Genomic DNA, 17,009 nt, shown 5'->3' with positions numbered 1-17,009 from the left:
GGGCGCTTCATGGCATATGAAAGACAGGCTTGAGGTCCACCGAAACCGGCGAATTGTCCGGATTGGTCGCCATGATGTCGGCCATATGCGCCCACCACTTTTTCATCACCGGATGATCGGGCAGGGCGGCCATGCCGTGATTGGCACTGCGCGTCAGCACGCCGAAGAGGGCACTGCTCTCCTCATCGAAATAGATGGCATAGTCCGACACGCCAGCCTTGTGCAAGAGTTCCACCAGTTCCGGCCATATCGCGTCATGGCGGCGGCGATATTCCGCTTCCATGCCGGGGTTCAGCTTCATGCGAAATGCATAGCGTTCACTGGTCATGCAGCGCGCCTCGCCCTGAGCTGCCTGACAAGGATGGGCAGTGAAATGGTGACGATCAGAAGCAGGCCGATGAAGATCGACATGACGATGCCCGGCACATTGAGAAGACCAAGGCCGAAGGTCACGAGGCCCATCACGAAAGCGGCGATCACCACGCCGACGATCGTGCCCGAGCCGCCGAGGATCGACACGCCGCCAAGCACCACCATGGTGACGATTTCCAGTTCCCAGCCCTGCGCGATGGACGGGCGCGTGGAGCCGAGGCGCGAGGTAAGGCAGACCGCAGCAATGCCGCTCATCACCCCGGTCATGAGGAAAAGCACAAACTTGGTTTTCTCGACCGGAATGCCGGAAAAGCGCGACGCAAATTCATTGTTGCCGATGGCATAGATGCGGCGCCCGAAACTGGTCCGGTGCAGGAGCACGCCAAACAGCAGGGCAAAGAGCACAAACAGCGCGAATTCGAACGAGATCACCCAGAACACATAGCCCTGTCCGAAATAGGCAAAACTTTCCGGATAGCCGCCAAAGGCCTGATCGCCGAGCACGATATAGGAAATGCCGCGAAACAGGCTCATCGTGCCGATGGTGACCACGATAGAGGGCAGTTTCAGCCCTGCAACCAGCCCGCCATTGATCGCGCCGCAGACAAGACCCGTGCCGATGCCGATCAGGACGAGGCCGGGAGTGCCGACGCCAGCCTGCGCCGCCGCGCCCATGGCCGTGGAGGCAAGCGCGATGATGGCGGCGACCGAAAGGTCGATCTCACCGGAAATGATCAGAAGCGTCATCGCGAAGGCGATCAATGCCTTTTCGGTAAAGTTGAACGTGGCGTCCGACAGGTTCCAGGCATTGAGGAAATAAGGCGAGGCGAAGGAATTGGCGATGAAGATCGCAATCGCCACGCCAAGCAGAAGCATTTCCCAGCTTGCGAAGATGCGCGAGAAAGGCGTTCCGAGCCGGTCGGGAATGTGACGGCGCTGTTCGTTATTCATGCCGCAGCCTCCTCATAAGTCTTTGCGGCCTTGTCGCGCAGGATGATGCGTCCGCGCCGCTTTTCCTGCCGCGCATTGAAGATCACGGCCAGAATGATGACGGAACCGGAGATCGCCATCTGCCAGAAGGGCGATATGTCGATGACCGGCAGGGCGTTCTTGATGACGCCGAGGAAAAGCGCGCCCAGCACCGCACCGGCAACCGTACCGATCCCGCCAAGCGTCGAGATGCCGCCGATGACGCAGGCCGCGACGCTGTCGAGTTCGAACCCGGCTGCAACATCCACATAGGCGACGGCATAGCGCGACACCCAGAGATAGCCGCAAAGCCCGGCAAGCGCGCCCGACAGCACAAAGGCGAAGAAGCGCGTGCGCCCCACATCGATGCCGGTATAGACGGCGGCGGTCGGGTTGCCGCCCGAGGCATAAAGCGCGCGCCCGAAGAAGGTCCGCGTCAACAGCACATAGATCAGCGCGACGATCAGGATCGCCGTCCAGCCAAGCAGCGGCAGGCCGAAAACCACCGTGCGTGGCGTGTTGAGAAACGGCGCCGTCATCTGGTGCGCATTGACCCACGCGCCGCCGGAGAGCACGAAGGCCATCCCGCGATAGATGGTAAGCGTACCCAGTGTGACGACAATGGCCGGAATGTTGAGCTTCCAGACGAGAATGCCGTTGATCGCACCCAGAACCGCACCGATGCCAACGGCCAGCACGATGAGAAGCACCAGCGGCAGGCCGGGATAGGTCGCGTTCAGCATCGCGACCGCCATGCCGGTAAAGGCGAGATTGGCGGCGACCGACAGATCGATGGATTTTGTCAGGATCACCGCCATCTGCCCGAGCGCGATGATGATCAGGATCGACGTATCGTTGAAAATATTCGCCAGATTTCCGGCGCTGGCGAAGCCCGGCGCGCGGCTTGCGAACAGCCCCACCATAAGCGCGATGATAACGAGGAGCAGGAGTTCGCGCTGCTTGAGCAACTGTTTCATCGTCTACTCCGTGTTTCCGGTGGCGGCGCGCACCAGCACTTCCGCGTCGAGACTGGCGCGCTCGAACATGCCTTCCATCAGCCCTTCGCGCATCACCATCACCCGGTCCGACATGCCGATGATTTCCGGCAGTTCCGACGAGATCATGATGATGCTCAAGCCTTCTGCCGCCAGTTCGCTGATGAAGGCGTGGACCGCGGCCTTGGAGCCGATGTCGATGCCCTTGGTCGGCTCGTCGAGAATGATGACCTTCGGGCTGGTGGCAAGCCACTTGCCGATGACGACCTTCTGCTGGTTGCCGCCGGATAGGGTTCCGACAGGGACCGAAAGTGCGGCGGCGCGCAGGTCGAAACGCTCGGCATATTTGCGCGCCAGCGCCAGTTCTTCCGCCATGCGCAGAAAGCCGTTGCGTGACGTGCGGGCAAGCGAGGGCAGCGACACATTCTGGAAGATCGGCAATTGCAGCACGGCGCCGTGGCGTCCGCGCTCTTCCGGCACATAGACGATCCCATGCGCCACCGCATCGCCGGGGCGGCGGATGCTGATCTCGCGGTCTTCCAGCACGACACGGCCGCTCGAAGGCCTGGTGATGCCGAAGAGCGACTGCGCGAACTCCGAACGCCCAGCACCGACAAGTCCATAAACGCCGAGAATTTCACCCTTGCGCAGCTCAAATGAAATGTCGCGAAATTCGGTCGGATGCGAATAGTTTTCAACCTTCAGCACGGGCTTGCCGATGGCGACAACCTGCTTGGGAAAAGCCTGCTCGACGGAGCGCCCGACCATCATGCGCACGATATCATTCTGCCGCGTATCGGCCAGCGCGCCGTGTCCCACGGCGTGACCGTCGCGGAAAACGGCATAATTATCGGCGATTTCATAAACTTCATCGAACTTGTGGCTGATGAACAGGATGGCCTTGCCCTGCGCCTTCAGCCGCGCCACGATGCGGAACAGATCGTCCACTTCCTTGCGCGACAGCGCAGCGGTGGGCTCATCCATGATGACGATGCGTGAATCCACCGACAAGGCGCGGGCAATGGCGACCAGATGGCGTTGCGCGATGGACAGTTCCTTCAGCTTGATACGCGCATCGACGGTCGTTTCCAGCGACGACAGCAGCGCCTGTGAGCGCGCATAAACGGCCTTCCAGTTGACAAAGCCCAACCTCGTGCGCGGCGCATGGCCGAGATAGATGTTTTCGCCCACCGACAATTCGTCGAAAAGCACGGTTTCCTGATGAATGGCCGTAACGCCGTGATCGGTCGCATCCTGCGCCGTCGCGAAATGCACCGGCTTGCCGTCGATAAGGATTTCGCCTTCGTCGGGCTGGTAGATACCGGTCAGGATTTTCACGAGCGTGGATTTTCCCGCGCCGTTCTCGCCGATCAGCGCCGTCACCTTGCCAGGATAAAGCGCGATGTTCACGTCATCAAGCGCTCGCACACCCGGAAAGGTCTTGGCTATGCCGCGCATTTCCAGAATGGGCTGGTCCGTGGCGGCAAGTGCCGGCTCTCCGCCGGATTGGCCGCCGGATTGGCCGTTGGATAGAAAGGCTGCATTCATCGCAGATACCTGAAATCGGGTTTGGAAAGCGACAGGCGGCATTGGGTGCGACACCCAATGCATCTTTCGTGCGCGCATCCCGAAAACCGGTTTCCACTTTTCGGGATGCGCTTTTCCGATCAGAAGACCTTGGAGAACTCGTCGATATTCGACGCGTCATAGACGAACGGATCGCTCATCGCAGCTTCGCCGTTATCGCCGATCTTGATCTTGCCCATGCGTCCGGCTTCGATTTCAGAGCCCGGCTTGCCATCGGCATCGCCCTTGACGAGGTGATAGGCAATCTGGGTTGCCGAATAGCCGAGGTCGATCGGGTTCCAGATCGCGAATTCCTTGGTCGCGCCCGACTTGATGGCACCGGCCATTTCGGAGGGAAGGCCAAGGCCCGTCACATAGACTTCGCCGATCTTGCCCGCATCCTTCACGGCCTGCGAGGCGGCGAGGACGCCAACGGTGGTCGGCGCCACGATGACCTTGACGTTCGGGTTCGACTTCAGGAGGCCCTGTGCTTCACGATAGCTCTTGTCGGCCAGGTCGTCACCGTAAACAGTCGTCACCAGATTGAGGCCGGGGAAGTCTTTCAGCTGCTTCTTCATCTCGCCGATCCAGATATTCTGGTTGGTCGAGGTGGTGGTGGCGGAAAGGATCGCGAAATCGCCCTTGCCATCCGGCAGGTGATCGGCGGCAAGCTTGAGGCACATCTTGCCGATCAGTTCGTTCGAGGACGGATTGAGGTGAACGATGCGGCCTTCAGGTGCGACGCCCGAATCCCACGAAATGACCTTGATGCCGCGCTGCGCGGCTTTCTTCAGGGCAGGGACGACCGCATCCGGGTCGTTGGCAGAAATGGCGATTGCGTCAACGCCCTGCGCGATCAGGGAATTGATGACCTCGATCTGGCCTTCCGCCGTCGTCGTGGTCGGGCCGGTATAGATGACCTCTACACTATCCCCTCCCTCGGCCAGTTCCTTGGCGGCTTCCTGCGCGCCCTTGTTGGCAGCTTCAAAGAAGCCGTTGCCGAGCGACTTTGCGACAAGCGCGATCTTCATGTCGGCGGCCTGCGCGTGGGTGGCCATGAAGGCCACGGCCAGCGCTGTACCCAGTACAAGTTTCTTGAAAAGTTTCATGTCTCATTCCTCCCAGTATAAAGACATATGTTTGCTTCGTCCGGTTCGGAACCGGAGCGTAAGTCAGGTCCGGCTCAGGCTACCTCGGCGGAACCTTCGCCTTCGTCACCCCTGCCTGCATTTGCGGAAACCTGCGCCACGATGAGCCGGATGCCCGCATTTTCCACCATGCGCCGCGCTTCGTCCGAAATGCCGTCATCGGTGATCAGCGTGCTGACCCGGTCGAGAGGGCAAAGGATGAGGCTGGAACGGCGCGTGAATTTCGTTGAATCGACCATCAGGACAAGTTCGTCCGCCTGGCCCATCAGCTTCTGTTCGCTCTGGATGATCAGCGCATCGGACTCCATCACCCCGAGCGGGCTGATGCCCTGACAGCCCATGAACATGCGTCGTCCGTAGAAGTTACGGATGACGTCGTTGTCAAACGGCGACAGGATCAGGCTCTGGTCGCGATAGATCGCGCCGCCGGGCACGATCACCGTGCTTTTCGACTGGCGCAGAAGATGTTCCGCGATGGCAAAGGAATTGGTCAGCACCTGCAAGCGGCGCGGGGCGAGATAATGCACCATCTGGAAAGTCGTGGACCCGCCATTGATGATGATGCTGTCGCCTTCCTCGCAAAGCGCCACGGCCTCGCGGGCGATGGCGCGCTTGCGATCCGCATTTTCCGATTCCGAAACCTTGAATGGACGTCCGGTCAGGCTGGCGAACTGCGGCGGATGGATGGCCTCGGCCCCGCCGCGCACGCGCTTGATGCGGCCCTGCATATGGAGCGACGCGATATCCCGGCGAAGGGTCGCTTCCGACGCTTCCGTCAGTTCCACCAGATCCTGAATGGTGATCACCGGCTTTTCCTGAACTGCGCTCAGGATGATGCGGTGGCGCTCTCGTTCGTGCATGGCTCCTCCTTTTTCTTGTATCGGGCAAAAAGCCTGCGCGTGTCAATCACAAACAATCACAACAGCGCACAAAAATCACATTAATGATTGAAGATGATTGTTTGTGATTGACAGCAATTCCTTTCATACGTCATATCTGCCGCTAACATGATCGCTGGCGCATCGGACGGGCACATGGCCCGGACATGCGGATTGCGATCCACCATAACAGCATTGGGAGGATGACATGGTGGCCCAGAGCAGGCTTCTCGAAAACCGGTGGGATGACGCCAGGGCGGCAACGATGGATGAGCCGGGCAAGCTGCTCTATCGCTCCAATCTGCTCGGTTCCGACAAGCGCATCACCAATTACGGCGGCGGAAACACCTCCGCCAAGGTCGAGGAAACCGATCCGCTCACCGGCGGGAAGGTGCAGGTTCTCTGGGTCAAGGGCTCGGGCGGCGATGTCGGCACGATCAAGCTCGACGGTTTCGCCACGCTCTATCAGGACAAGCTCAACGCTTTGAAAGGCATCTATAAAGGCGTCGAGGACGAGGACCGCATGGTCGGCTTCCTGCCGCACTGCACGTTCAATCTCAACCCGCGCGCCGCTTCCATCGACACGCCGCTGCATGGCTTCGTGCCTTTCAAGCATGTGGACCACATGCACCCGGATGCGATCATTGCCATCGCAGCCTCCAAAAACTCCCGTGAACTGACGGCCGAGATTTTCGGTGACGAAATCGGCTGGCTGCCATGGCGTCGCCCCGGTTTTCAGCTTGGCCTCGATCTTGAAGCCTTCGTGAAGGCAAACCCGGACGCCAGGGGCGTTGTCCTTGAAAGCCATGGGCTTTTCACCTGGGCCGACGATGCGAAGACCTGCTATGAAACCACCCTCGCCATCATCAACAAGGCCATCGAATGGCTGGACCAGAAGACGGCAGGCAAGGCTGCTTTCGGCGGCGCTGCCGCGCAAAGCCTGGCCGCTTCCGAACGCCGCGCCATCGCCGCGCGGCTGATGCCGGAGATTCGCGGGCTGATCGGCAAGGACGAGCGCAAGCTCGGCCATTTTGACGATCAGGACGCAGTGCTGGAATTCGTGAACTCGAATAATCTGCATCCGCTCGCAGCACTTGGCACGTCTTGCCCGGACCATTTCCTGCGGACCAAAATCCGTCCTCTGGTTGTCGATTTCGATCCGGCGAAGCCCGATGTCGATGCGGTGGTTGCCGGACTTGAGGGAGCGCTGGAAGCCTATCGCGCCGATTACAAGCGCTATTACGAAGCGTGCAGGCACGACAATTCACCCAAAATGCGCGATCCCAATCCGGTGATTTTTCTTATACCCGGCGTCGGCATGCTGTCCTTTGCCCGCGACAAGGCGACGGCGCGCATTGCCGGAGAGTTTTATGTCAATGCGATCAATGTGATGCGCGGTGCATCCGGCGTATCGGAATATCAGGGCCTGCCGGAACAGGAAGCCTTCGATATCGAATACTGGCTGCTTGAAGAAGCAAAGCTGCAACGTATGCCGAAGCCAAAGAGCCTTGCGGGCCGCGTTGCATTCATCACCGGCGGCGCTGGCGGTATTGGTTTTGCGACCGCCGAAAAGCTGGCGGGCGAGGGTGCTTGCGTGGTTCTGGCGGATATTGACGCAGGATCGCTCAAAACCGCTCACGAAAATCTCGTAAAGCGGTTTGGTGCCGATCAGGTGCGCAGCGTCGAACTGAATGTCACCGACGAGCACGGCGTAGCCAACGCCTTTGTTGAAGCCAGTGTCGAGCTTGGCGGCATCGATATTCTGGTGTCCAATGCCGGTATCGCTTCATCCGCGCCGGTGGAAACCACCGAACTTTCCATGTGGAACCGCAATATCGACATTCTGGCGACCGGCTATTTCCTTGTGTCGCGAGAGGCATTCCGCCTGTTCCGCCGCCAGAAGATCGGCGGCAACGTGGTGTTCGTCGCATCCAAGAACGGGCTTGCCGCTTCGCCCAATGCTTCGGCCTATTGCGCTGCAAAGGCTGCGGAAATCCATCTGGCGCGCTGTCTGGCGCTGGAAGGCGCGGATGCGGGCATTCGCGTCAATGTGGTCAACCCCGATGCGGTTCTGCGCGGCTCCAAGATATGGGACGGCGAATGGCGCGAACAGCGGGCGGCGTCTTCCAAAATCGACGTTTCCGAGCTTGAGGAACATTATCGCAAGCGCTCCATGCTGAAGCTGAATGTCTTCCCCGAAGACATTGCGGAGGCGATCTATTTCCTTGCGAGCGACGCCTCGGCCAAGTCGACCGGCAACATCATCAATGTGGACGCCGGAAACCAGCAGAGCTTTCCGCGCTGATCCGGGAAAGGCGCGACAGCCCTTGCTTTCGCGCCTTTTGTCCATGAAATTCAGGACATTCTGGGAGGAACCATGTCCGAGCAACGCATTGCGGCAGATTTCATCGCCGAGCATAATTCCGGTTTTGAAGACGCCCTGAAAAGCGATTATCAGGCGCTTGGCGAACAGCTTTTGCGCCGTGGCATCGAGATCGACAGGATCACCGAAAAGGTGGCGGCTTATTTCGTCGCCGTGCCTTCATGGGGCACCGGCACGGGCGGCACACGGTTCGGGCGCTTTCCGGGCAGGGGCGAACCGCGTGGCATTTTCGACAAGCTCGACGATTGCGCGGTCATCAACGAGCTATGCCGTGCAACGCCGAATGTTTCCCTGCATATTCCATGGGACAAGGCTGATCCGAAGAAGCTCAAAGCCCATGCGCAGGCGCTTGGTCTCGGCTTCGACGCCATGAATTCCAATACGTTTGCCGATGCGGCGGACCAGAAGCTTTCCTATAAATTCGGGTCGTTGACCCATGTCGACCCGGCAGTGCGGGCGCAGGCCGTCGAGCACAATATCGAGTGCATCGAAATCGGAAAAGCCATAGGTTCCAAGGCCTTGACCGTCTGGCTCAGTGACGGTTCAAACTTTCCGGGCCAGCAGAATTTCACGCGCGCCTTCGAGCGTTATCTGGCTTCGATGGGGGAAATCTATAAGGCCTTGCCAGACGACTGGCGGCTGTTCTCCGAGCACAAGATGTATGAACCGGCCTTCTATTCGACGGTGGTTCAGGACTGGGGCACCAATTATCTCATCGCCTCGACGCTTGGGCCGAAGGCGCAATGTCTGGTCGACCTTGGCCATCATGCCCCCAACACCAATATCGAAATGATCGTGGCGCGGCTGATCCAGTTCGGAAAGCTCGGCGGATTCCATTTCAACGACAGCAAATATGGTGACGACGACCTCGACGCCGGCTCCATCGATCCCTATCGATTGTTCCTTGTTTTCAATGAGTTGGTGGATGCCGACTACCGCGGTGTGGCGGATTTCCATCCCGCCCACATGATCGACCAGTCGCATAATGTCACCGATCCGCTGGAAAGCCTCATCTCATCCGCAAATGAAATCCGCCGCGCCTATGCGCAGGCGCTGCTGGTGGACCGCGAGGCACTGGAAATCTACCAGCGGGAAAACGATGCGCTGATGGCTTCCGATACGCTGAAACGGGCCTACCGGACAGACGTCGAACCGATCCTTGCGGAAGCGCGCCGCCGCACCGGCGGGGCCATCGAACCCATTGCCGCATACAGGGCGAGCGGCTACCGCGACAAGGTTGCCAGGGAGCGCCCGGAGAGCAAAAGCGATGGCGGGGCATTCAACTGAAACCCCGTCTGCCACAAAATAGCCACAGAAAGAACGGGCGTTCGCCGCATTTGAGAAGCGTTTTATGACGTTTTTTGTTCGAAAAATCGCGTTTAATGACGGTTAACGCGATTTTCTGAACGTCAGATTGAAGCGAAACGGACCCAGTTTTTCATGCTCGCCGCGCTTCAAGGCAAGTATGCCGTGATAGAAGAGGCGCGACGGTCCGCCCCACACAACCACGTCGCCATGATGCAGGATATATTTCGCGATTGGGTCGGTTCGCTTCAACCCGCCGAACTGGAAAGTCGCGGGCAGGCCGAGCGACACCGAAACAATCGGCTGGTTGAAATCCTGTTCATCCTTGTCCTGATGCAATGAAAGTTTCGCACCCGGCTCATACCGGTTGATGAGGCAGGCATCCGGCACGAAATCGGAATAACCGGCTTCTCCGGCGGCAGTCCGGGCAAGCGTGCGAAACGCTTCCGGCATGGCAGGCCAGGGCAGGCCGGTTTCCGGATCGTCGGTGCTGTAACGATACCCACTCCGGTCCGTAACCCAGCCGAAATTCCCGCAATTCGTCATCGCAACCGACATGCGATAACCGCCGGGCGTCGTCATATGCCGGAAGGGCGCGGCAGCAGCAACATCCGCTACCGCTTTCAGAACGGCATCCTCGCGGGAAAGCGCAAAGCCGCGCAGAAGCACGGCTCCGGGCGCAAGAACTTCTCGCGGTTCCATCTGGTCGAAAAGGTCTCTCATGGGAACTTTCTAGCACAAGAACAGACGACAGCCTCCCGAAACCTGCTTTCAAACTGAAACAACTGCCGGAGCCGTGGAAAGGGGCCGAATCAGAGCGCATGACCGCACTTTCCGGTGCGTTCGCCCCTGCCGGACCGCAGCTTTTTGCCGGTCAGCAGCCTTTAGGAGAGACTGGCCAAGTCTAAAATCCAATTTTGCTTATATATGTATAGACAACATATAAAAAAGATGGTCCTATGTCGGTGAGACCACAAAAAATTGCTAAACATTAGTGCCGGAACGAGTAGAAGTTCGGCAACAATATTGTTTTGCCAAAGGTCCGCAGGGGAACATGATGCAGGTTTTATCGCTTTTCGACCTCAGCGGGCGTAAAGCGCTGGTTACCGGTGCGAGCCGGGGACTGGGACAGGCCATTGCCGAAGCGCTTGCCTCGGCTGGTGCCGATGTCGCTGTTACAGCGCGCAAGTCCGGCGATCTTTCCGAAACGGCATCCCGTATCGCCGCTCATGGGCGCGCCTCGGCAAGTCTTTCGCTCGATGTGCGTGATGTCGCCGCCTGCGCCTCCGCCGTCGCACGGGCAGCGGAAACGCTCGGCGGTCTCGATATCCTCGTCAACAATGCAGGTTATGAAGAAATCCGCCCGTCGCTCGATGTGGACGAAGCGCTCTGGGAGCGTATCGTTTCGACCAATCTCAAGGGCGCGTTCTTCTGCGCGCAGGCCGCTGCCCGCCAGATGACGGAGAACGGCAAGGGCGGTTCGATCATCAATCTCTGCTCGCTGACCTCCTATGTCGGCGTGCCGACCGCCGTGCCTTACGGCTCCTCCAAATCCGGCCTCATGGGCATGACCCACGCGCTTGCGAGCGAATGGGCGCCTTCCGGCATTCGCGTCAACGGCATCGCACCGGGTTATTTCCGTACCGCCATGACCGATGTGTTTTACGAGAATGACGAGTGGCAGAAGGCGATGCTGGCCAAAATTCCGCAGGGGCGTTTCGGCGCGATGGAAGATGTCGCGGGCGCCGTGGTGTTTCTGGCAAGCGCCGCATCGTCCTATGTCACCGGGCAGGTGATACCGATTGACGGAGGCTACCTCGCTTCGATCTGATTTTCCTGAAGTGGAATATCAGCAAGTCGCGAAACAGGACTGCAATAACATCATAAAGCATCTTCCGGTGCTTTGACTGAAATGGGAAACTGCGATGAATACAACCGACACCGGACCTGGCCGTAAAATCTCAAACGGACCGGCTGCCGTATCGGTCAACAATGTCAGCATGATCTATAACGGCTTCCACGCCGTGCGTGCGGCATCTTTCGATCTCGCCAAGGGCCGCTTTCTAACCATTCTGGGGCCGTCCGGCTCCGGCAAGACGACGCTCCTGCGGCTCATCGCCGGTTTCCAGAAACCGAGCATCGGCGAAATCTTCATCAATGGTGAAGCCGTCAGCGCCGTGCCGCCGCACAAGCGCTCCATCGGCATGGTTTTCCAGAAGCTCGCGCTTTTTCCGCATATGACGGCGGCTGAAAACGTCGCCTTTCCGCTGAAAATGCGCCGTTTCGATGCGCGCTCCATCCCCGAGCGGGTAGAACGCTATCTCGACCTCGTTCGCCTCAACGGCCTCGGCGAGCGGCGTGTGCATGAACTTTCCGGCGGCCAGCAGCAGCGCGTCGCCATCGCGCGCGCCCTCGTTTTCGAGCCGGACCTGCTTCTGCTCGATGAACCTCTGGCAGCGCTCGACCGCAAGCTGCGCGAGGAAATGCAGCTTGAATTCCGTCGTATCCAGCGGGAACTCGGCGTCACGACGATCAACGTCACCCACGACCAGCGCGAGGCGCTCGTCGTATCCGACGAGATTATCGTCATGGATGGCGGCGAAATCCAGCAGATGGCTGAGCCGTCCGAAACCTATCGCAACCCGTCCAATGCCTTTGTGGCGAACTTCATCGGCGTCACCAATTTCATTTCCGGCAAGGCATCTTCAGTCGACGGCAATCTGGTGCGGGTCGATGCGGGAACGGCTCTGGCAGGCACGGCAGGCGAGGGGCGTGGAGGCGTTGCCCCCGGCGCGAATGTCTCCTGCGCAATCCGCGCCGAACAAATCCGCATTGGCGGCAGCGCCGCAGCGCATGGAGCACTCGATACAGTGCTCGAAGGCATCGTAACCGATGCGATCTTTGAAGGCGAACGCATCGTCTACGAATTGCGGGTTCCTGCCCTGGGAGACGCGCTGATGCGTGTCTTCGACCACGATCCCATCGGCCACAGCCAGTTTGCGGAAGGTGAGACCGTGCATCTTGGCTGGAACGCCCGCGATCTCATCGTCTTTGCCGCATGAGTGAAACATTACGGGGAAACTCCACAGGAGAAACAAAATGAACAATCTGAAGAAGCCTTTTCTGATCCTCGACCGCCGTCGCTTCCTGCAAAGCGCGGGCGCTCTTGCCGCCGCAGCCGGCACGACGTCGCTCGGCCTTTCGCGCGCCTTTGCCGAAGAACCGGCCAAGCCGAAGGAACTGATCGTGCGGGCCTGGGGCGGCAGCTGGGTGGATGCGCTGAAAGCTGGCGTGTCCGATCCGTTTACTGCCAAGACCGGCATTGCCGTCCGCCACGACCTGACCGAAGACAACGAAATCCAGCCGAAGCTCTGGGCTGCGGTCGCGCAGAAGCGTGTTCCGCCGATCCACGTCAACTGGGATACGACCACCAATGCGACCAAATCGGCATTGCGCGGCGTGACGGAAGACCTTTCGGACCTGTCGAACCTCAAGAACACCACCGATCTTGCCAAGCCGGTTGGTCTCGATGGCTATCCGATCGTCAACACATATGGCTATGTCTATGTGCTGGCCTATCGTCCGGAAGCCTTCCCGGATGGCCCGCCGAAGTCGTGGCACGCCCTGCTCGATCCGAAGTTCAAGGGCCGCATCGCGCTTTATAACGATGGCATCGGCTTCCACTTCCCGGCGCAGGTTGCCGGTGGCGGCAAGCTGGAAGACATTCCCGGCAATATGCAGCCCGCATGGGATTTCATCGCCAAGGTGAAGCAGCAGCAGCCGCTTCTCGGTGAGGACCCGGATTTCACCACCTGGTTCCAGAAGGGCGAAATCGATCTGGCCTGCACCATTTCCACCAATGCACGCGAAGCCCAGAAGAACGGCGTCAAGATCGACTGGACCGTCCCGGAAGAGGGCGCGAAGTTCGACACGGACGGTCTGTGGATTCCAAAGGGCCTGCCGGAAAACGAGCTTTACTGGGCCAAGGAATATATCAACTTCGCGCTCACCAAGGATGCGCAGCAGGTCTGGCTCGATGGACTTGGCCTGCCGGGCGTCGTGCCGGGCCTGACCCCGCCCGCCGATCTTGTGAACGATCCGGCCTATCCGACCAAGGACGAGGATTTCAAACACCTCATCCGCATTTCGGCAAAGGTGCAGGTGGAAAACGAGAGCGAGTGGTTCTCGAAGTTCAAGGCCATCATGCAGGGCTGATACCCCCTTATTGCAGGAGCTGCCTTCAGGGGCGGCTCCCCATTCAGATATTCAGGAATTGAGACATGCGAGCGGCACGCACTGCCTATCCGGTTGTCTGGCGCATCATGGATGCGCTGGAAGCAATCGCAGCCTTTCTGTGGCCTGCGCGGTTCAATCGCGCAGTACCTTATCTGATGCTGCTTCCGGCGATTGTCCTGGTCGGACTGCTGGTGCTGGGCCTGATCCAGATCGCGGATACCAGCCTGCGCACGCTCGACACTTCGACATTCCTGATGTCGGATTATTACACGCTCGCCAACTACAAGCGCGCGCTGACGGAAAGCCTCTTTGCAACCGTGGCATGGCGCAGCCTGTTCGGCTCGCTCGTCGTGACCGTGTTCACGCTCGTTCTGGCCTTTCCTTACGCCTATCTCATGGTGCGCACGCCATCGGCTGCCTTGCGCAAATTCCTGCTGATCGCGCTGTTCCTGCCGTTCTTCATCGGGCAGGTGGTGCGCGCCTATGGCTGGCTCATCATTCTCGGCAATCAGGGGATGGTCAACGAGGCGCTTGGCCTTGTCGGCATCGCGCCGATGCGGCTCCTCTATAACTATCCGGCGGTTCTGTTCGGTCTCATCCAGTATATGCTGCCATTCGCCGTACTGATGCTCGCACCGGCATTGACTGCAATTCCGGAAGAAATGGAAGCGGCTGCAAGCTCGCTCGGCGCGAACTGGCTGCGGACCTTCGCCCATGTCGTGCTGCCCATGGCGCGTCCGGGCCTGATCGGCGCGGGACTGGTGGTGATGACGCTTTCGCTTACCGACTTCGCCGTACCAGCTATTCTGGGCGGCGGATCGCAGGATTTCATCGCCAATGCGATCTATGACCAGTTCTTCCGCACGTCCGATCAGGGACTGGGCGCGACGCTGGCACTGCTTCTGGTCGGCGTCGGCTCCATCCTCGTCGGGATCGTATTCACGTTGTTCGGGGCAGGCACGCTTGCCATGGGGAGGGCGCGCAAATGACCTCGCCGCTGTCGAAATCCATCGTCATATGGTCATTCGTTATCGCCGTTCTGGTGCTGCTTTCCGCACCGACCATCGTGGTGCTTGGCGCGTCGTTCACATCGGGCAACATGATCACCTTTCCGCCGGAAGGATTTTCGCTGAAATGGTATCAGAAGATCGCCGGAACGAGCGACCTCTGGGATGCATTCCTGCGCTCGCTCTACGTCTCCTTCATCTGCACTATCGTCGCCATTCCGGTCGGAACGCTCGCTGGTATAGCTCTGGCGAAATATGCCGTGCGGTTTGAAAAGACGATCCAGATTTACCTGCTGCTGCCCTTTACCATTCCGCTGATCGGCTCCGGTATCGGCCTTATGCTGATCTTCGGTCAGGCGGGCATACTGGGCCAGCTCTGGCCGGTAGGGATTGCAGCCTGCGTCATCAATCTGCCCTTCATGATCTGGGCCGTCACGGCAAGTGCCGCCAATCTCGATGCCGATCTGGAACTTGCCGCCGCCAATTGCGGGGCAGGGCCGATCTCGACCTTCTTCTTCGTCACCCTGCCGGTCGTGGTGCCGGGCGTCATTAGCGGCTCGCTTTTGATGTTCATTCTGGCGCTGAACGAATTTCTGGTGAGCCTGCTTCTGGTCGATGCCCGCATCGTCACCCTGCCGGTGCAGATCTACAATTCGATCCGGTCCATCATCACGCCGGACCTTGCGGCCATCTCCGTCGTCTTCATCGCCTGTGCCGCCGCCGCCATATTCCTGCTCGACCAGCTGGTCGGGCTCGACATCTTCCTCAAATCGAAATGACCGGTTGCGCCTCCACAGCAACCGGCAAGGAGCCGATCATGTCCGATGTTTCTTTTCACGAACTGGCAAAACTGGACGATGCAGCTCGCGCCGAACTGCTCAAGCGTTCGGAAACCGACCTCTCCGGTTTTATCGAGAAGGTGAAGCCGATCATCGAAGCCGTTCGCACGGAAGGCGATGCGGCACTCGTCCGCTTTGCGCGCGATCTCGACAAGGCCGAGGTCGACCCGGCCAACATCAAGGCGACGGAAGCCGAATTCGATGCCGCCTTCGACAAGGTGGAAAAGGACGTGATCGAGGCCATCCAGTTCGGCATCGACAATATCCGCCATTTCCATGAGGAACAGAAGCCAGAGGCCATGTGGCTGAAGGAAATGCGTCCCGGCGCCTTTGCGGGCGATCGTTTCACGCCGATCCGCTCCGTCGCGCTCTATATTCCGCGCGGCAAGGGGGCGTTTCCGTCCGTCACCATGATGACCGCGGTTCCGGCTGTCGTTGCAGGCGTGCCTGATCTTGCCATCGTCACTCCGCCAACGCCGGATGGTTCAGTCGATGCTGCCACGCTCGTCGCAGCACGGCTTGCCGGTGTGGAAACCGTCTACAAGGTCGGCGGCGCGCAAGCTGTCGCTGCCGTCGCCTACGGCACGGAAACGGTGAAACCGGCGCTCAAGATCGTCGGCCCCGGCAGCCCGTGGGTGGTTGCGGCCAAGCGCCTGCTTGGCGGCGTGATCGATCCAGGCCTGCCTGCCGGACCTTCCGAAGCCGTCATTTTCGCCGACGATACGGTGAAGGGCGGGCTTGCGGCGCTCGACCTTTTGATCGAGGCCGAACATGGTCCGGATTCATCGGCATGGCTCGTCACGCACAGCCGCCGCGTAGCGGAGGAAGCGCTGGCCGCATTGCCGGACCATTGGGCGCGCATGACCGAGCAGCGCGTCGGCTTCTCCAGGACCGTGCTTACCGGCAAATATGGCGGCATCGTCCTGACGTCATCCGTGGAAGAGAGCTACAGGTTCATCAACGACTATGCGCCGGAACATCTGGAGCTTCTTTCGACCGATCCGTTCGCGCATCTCGGCCACATCACCGAAGCAGCCGAAATCCTGATGGGACCGCACACGCCGGTCGTCATCGGCAATTTCGGCCTCGGCCCGAACGCCGTGCTGCCGACCAGCCGCTGGGCGCGCACCTATGGCCCGCTTTCGGTAACCGATTTCGTCAAGCGTTCGTCCATCGGATATGTGACGGCATCCGCCTATCCGGAATTTGCAAAACACGCCCGCACGCTGGCGCGTTATGAAGGCTTCTCCTCGCACGAGAACGCCGTGTCGGAAATCCGCAAGGATTACCTCTAAGGCCGGGAGGGGCTGC

15 protein-coding genes are annotated in these 17,009 nt (G+C 59.6%); 8 read left to right on the top strand and 7 right to left on the bottom strand.

The features are described from left to right. Window positions 1–7: 7 nt before the first annotated feature. The 6 genes from rhaM to JNC63_RS00225 form a co-directional block, all read right to left on the bottom strand. Window positions 8–328: an L-rhamnose mutarotase gene (gene rhaM / locus JNC63_RS00250; protein WP_006468839.1), complete on the bottom strand. Its 321-nt coding sequence runs from the start codon at window positions 326–328 to the stop codon at window positions 8–10. Next, window positions 325–1,323 (bottom strand): ABC transporter permease, encoded by a 999-nt coding sequence (locus tag JNC63_RS00245; RefSeq protein ID WP_006471016.1) that lies wholly within the window; start codon window positions 1,321–1,323, stop codon window positions 325–327. The genes rhaM and JNC63_RS00245 overlap by 4 nt, the downstream gene beginning before the upstream one ends. Beyond that, on the bottom strand, window positions 1,320–2,318 hold the full coding sequence (locus tag JNC63_RS00240) for an ABC transporter permease (RefSeq protein ID WP_006468840.1): 999 nt from the start codon (window positions 2,316–2,318) through the stop codon (window positions 1,320–1,322). The genes JNC63_RS00245 and JNC63_RS00240 overlap by 4 nt, the downstream gene beginning before the upstream one ends. Window positions 2,319–2,321: 3 nt before the next feature. Beyond that, window positions 2,322–3,884 (bottom strand): sugar ABC transporter ATP-binding protein, encoded by a 1,563-nt coding sequence (locus JNC63_RS00235; protein WP_031346408.1) that lies wholly within the window; start codon window positions 3,882–3,884, stop codon window positions 2,322–2,324. A 119-nt stretch (window positions 3,885–4,003) separates the two neighbouring features. Continuing rightward, window positions 4,004–5,011 carry a rhamnose ABC transporter substrate-binding protein gene (gene rhaS / locus JNC63_RS00230; protein WP_021586049.1) on the bottom strand — a complete coding sequence of 336 codons (1,008 nt, stop codon included), beginning with the start codon at window positions 5,009–5,011 and terminating at the stop codon, window positions 4,004–4,006. Window positions 5,012–5,085: 74 nt separating this feature from the next. Further along, the gene (locus JNC63_RS00225; RefSeq protein ID WP_021586048.1) at window positions 5,086–5,910 is read right to left on the bottom strand and encodes a DeoR/GlpR family DNA-binding transcription regulator; all 825 of its coding nucleotides are present in this window, start codon (window positions 5,908–5,910) and stop codon (window positions 5,086–5,088) included. A 226-nt stretch (window positions 5,911–6,136) separates the two neighbouring features. On the opposite strand from JNC63_RS00225, the gene JNC63_RS00220 reads away from it, so the two are divergent. Both JNC63_RS00220 and rhaI read left to right on the top strand, forming a co-directional pair. Next, window positions 6,137–8,233 (top strand): bifunctional rhamnulose-1-phosphate aldolase/short-chain dehydrogenase, encoded by a 2,097-nt coding sequence (locus JNC63_RS00220; RefSeq protein ID WP_021586047.1) that lies wholly within the window; start codon window positions 6,137–6,139, stop codon window positions 8,231–8,233. A 72-nt stretch (window positions 8,234–8,305) separates the two neighbouring features. Continuing rightward, window positions 8,306–9,598: an L-rhamnose catabolism isomerase gene (gene rhaI, locus JNC63_RS00215; RefSeq protein ID WP_021586046.1), complete on the top strand. Its 1,293-nt coding sequence runs from the start codon at window positions 8,306–8,308 to the stop codon at window positions 9,596–9,598. 102 nt (window positions 9,599–9,700) lie between these two features. On the opposite strand, the gene alkB is transcribed toward rhaI, so the two are convergent. Beyond that, window positions 9,701–10,339 (bottom strand): DNA oxidative demethylase AlkB, encoded by a 639-nt coding sequence (gene alkB, locus JNC63_RS00210; protein WP_021586045.1) that lies wholly within the window; start codon window positions 10,337–10,339, stop codon window positions 9,701–9,703. A gap of 334 nt (window positions 10,340–10,673) precedes the next feature. On the opposite strand from alkB, the gene JNC63_RS00205 reads away from it, so the two are divergent. The 6 genes from JNC63_RS00205 to hisD all read left to right on the top strand — a co-directional run bounded on the left by JNC63_RS00205 (window position 10,674) and on the right by hisD (window position 16,993). Continuing rightward, window positions 10,674–11,447, top strand: a complete 774-nt coding sequence (locus JNC63_RS00205; RefSeq protein WP_021586044.1) for an SDR family NAD(P)-dependent oxidoreductase — start codon at window positions 10,674–10,676, stop codon at window positions 11,445–11,447. Window positions 11,448–11,541: 94 nt separating this feature from the next. Continuing rightward, window positions 11,542–12,678 (top strand): ABC transporter ATP-binding protein, encoded by a 1,137-nt coding sequence (locus JNC63_RS00200; protein WP_021586043.1) that lies wholly within the window; start codon window positions 11,542–11,544, stop codon window positions 12,676–12,678. Window positions 12,679–12,715: 37 nt separating this feature from the next. Continuing rightward, window positions 12,716–13,831 (top strand): ABC transporter substrate-binding protein, encoded by a 1,116-nt coding sequence (locus tag JNC63_RS00195; protein ID WP_021586042.1) that lies wholly within the window; start codon window positions 12,716–12,718, stop codon window positions 13,829–13,831. A 65-nt stretch (window positions 13,832–13,896) separates the two neighbouring features. After that, a complete protein-coding gene (locus tag JNC63_RS00190; RefSeq protein ID WP_021586041.1) occupies window positions 13,897–14,841 on the top strand; it encodes an ABC transporter permease in 945 nt (314 codons plus the stop codon). Next, window positions 14,838–15,638: an ABC transporter permease gene (locus JNC63_RS00185; protein ID WP_021586040.1), complete on the top strand. Its 801-nt coding sequence runs from the start codon at window positions 14,838–14,840 to the stop codon at window positions 15,636–15,638. The genes JNC63_RS00190 and JNC63_RS00185 overlap by 4 nt, the downstream gene beginning before the upstream one ends. 38 nt (window positions 15,639–15,676) lie before the next feature. Next, entirely contained in the window at window positions 15,677–16,993 is a 1,317-nt protein-coding gene (gene hisD / locus JNC63_RS00180) for a histidinol dehydrogenase (RefSeq protein WP_031346404.1), read from the top strand. The last annotated feature ends 16 nt before the right edge of the window (window positions 16,994–17,009 follow it).

Origin of the sequence: Brucella ciceri (genome assembly GCF_041930145.1) — a bacterium.
Classification (GTDB): domain Bacteria; phylum Pseudomonadota; class Alphaproteobacteria; order Rhizobiales; family Rhizobiaceae; genus Brucella; species Brucella intermedia.
Note: the sequence above shows the minus strand (reverse complement) of the source record. Positions and strands in the feature narration are given on the sequence as shown.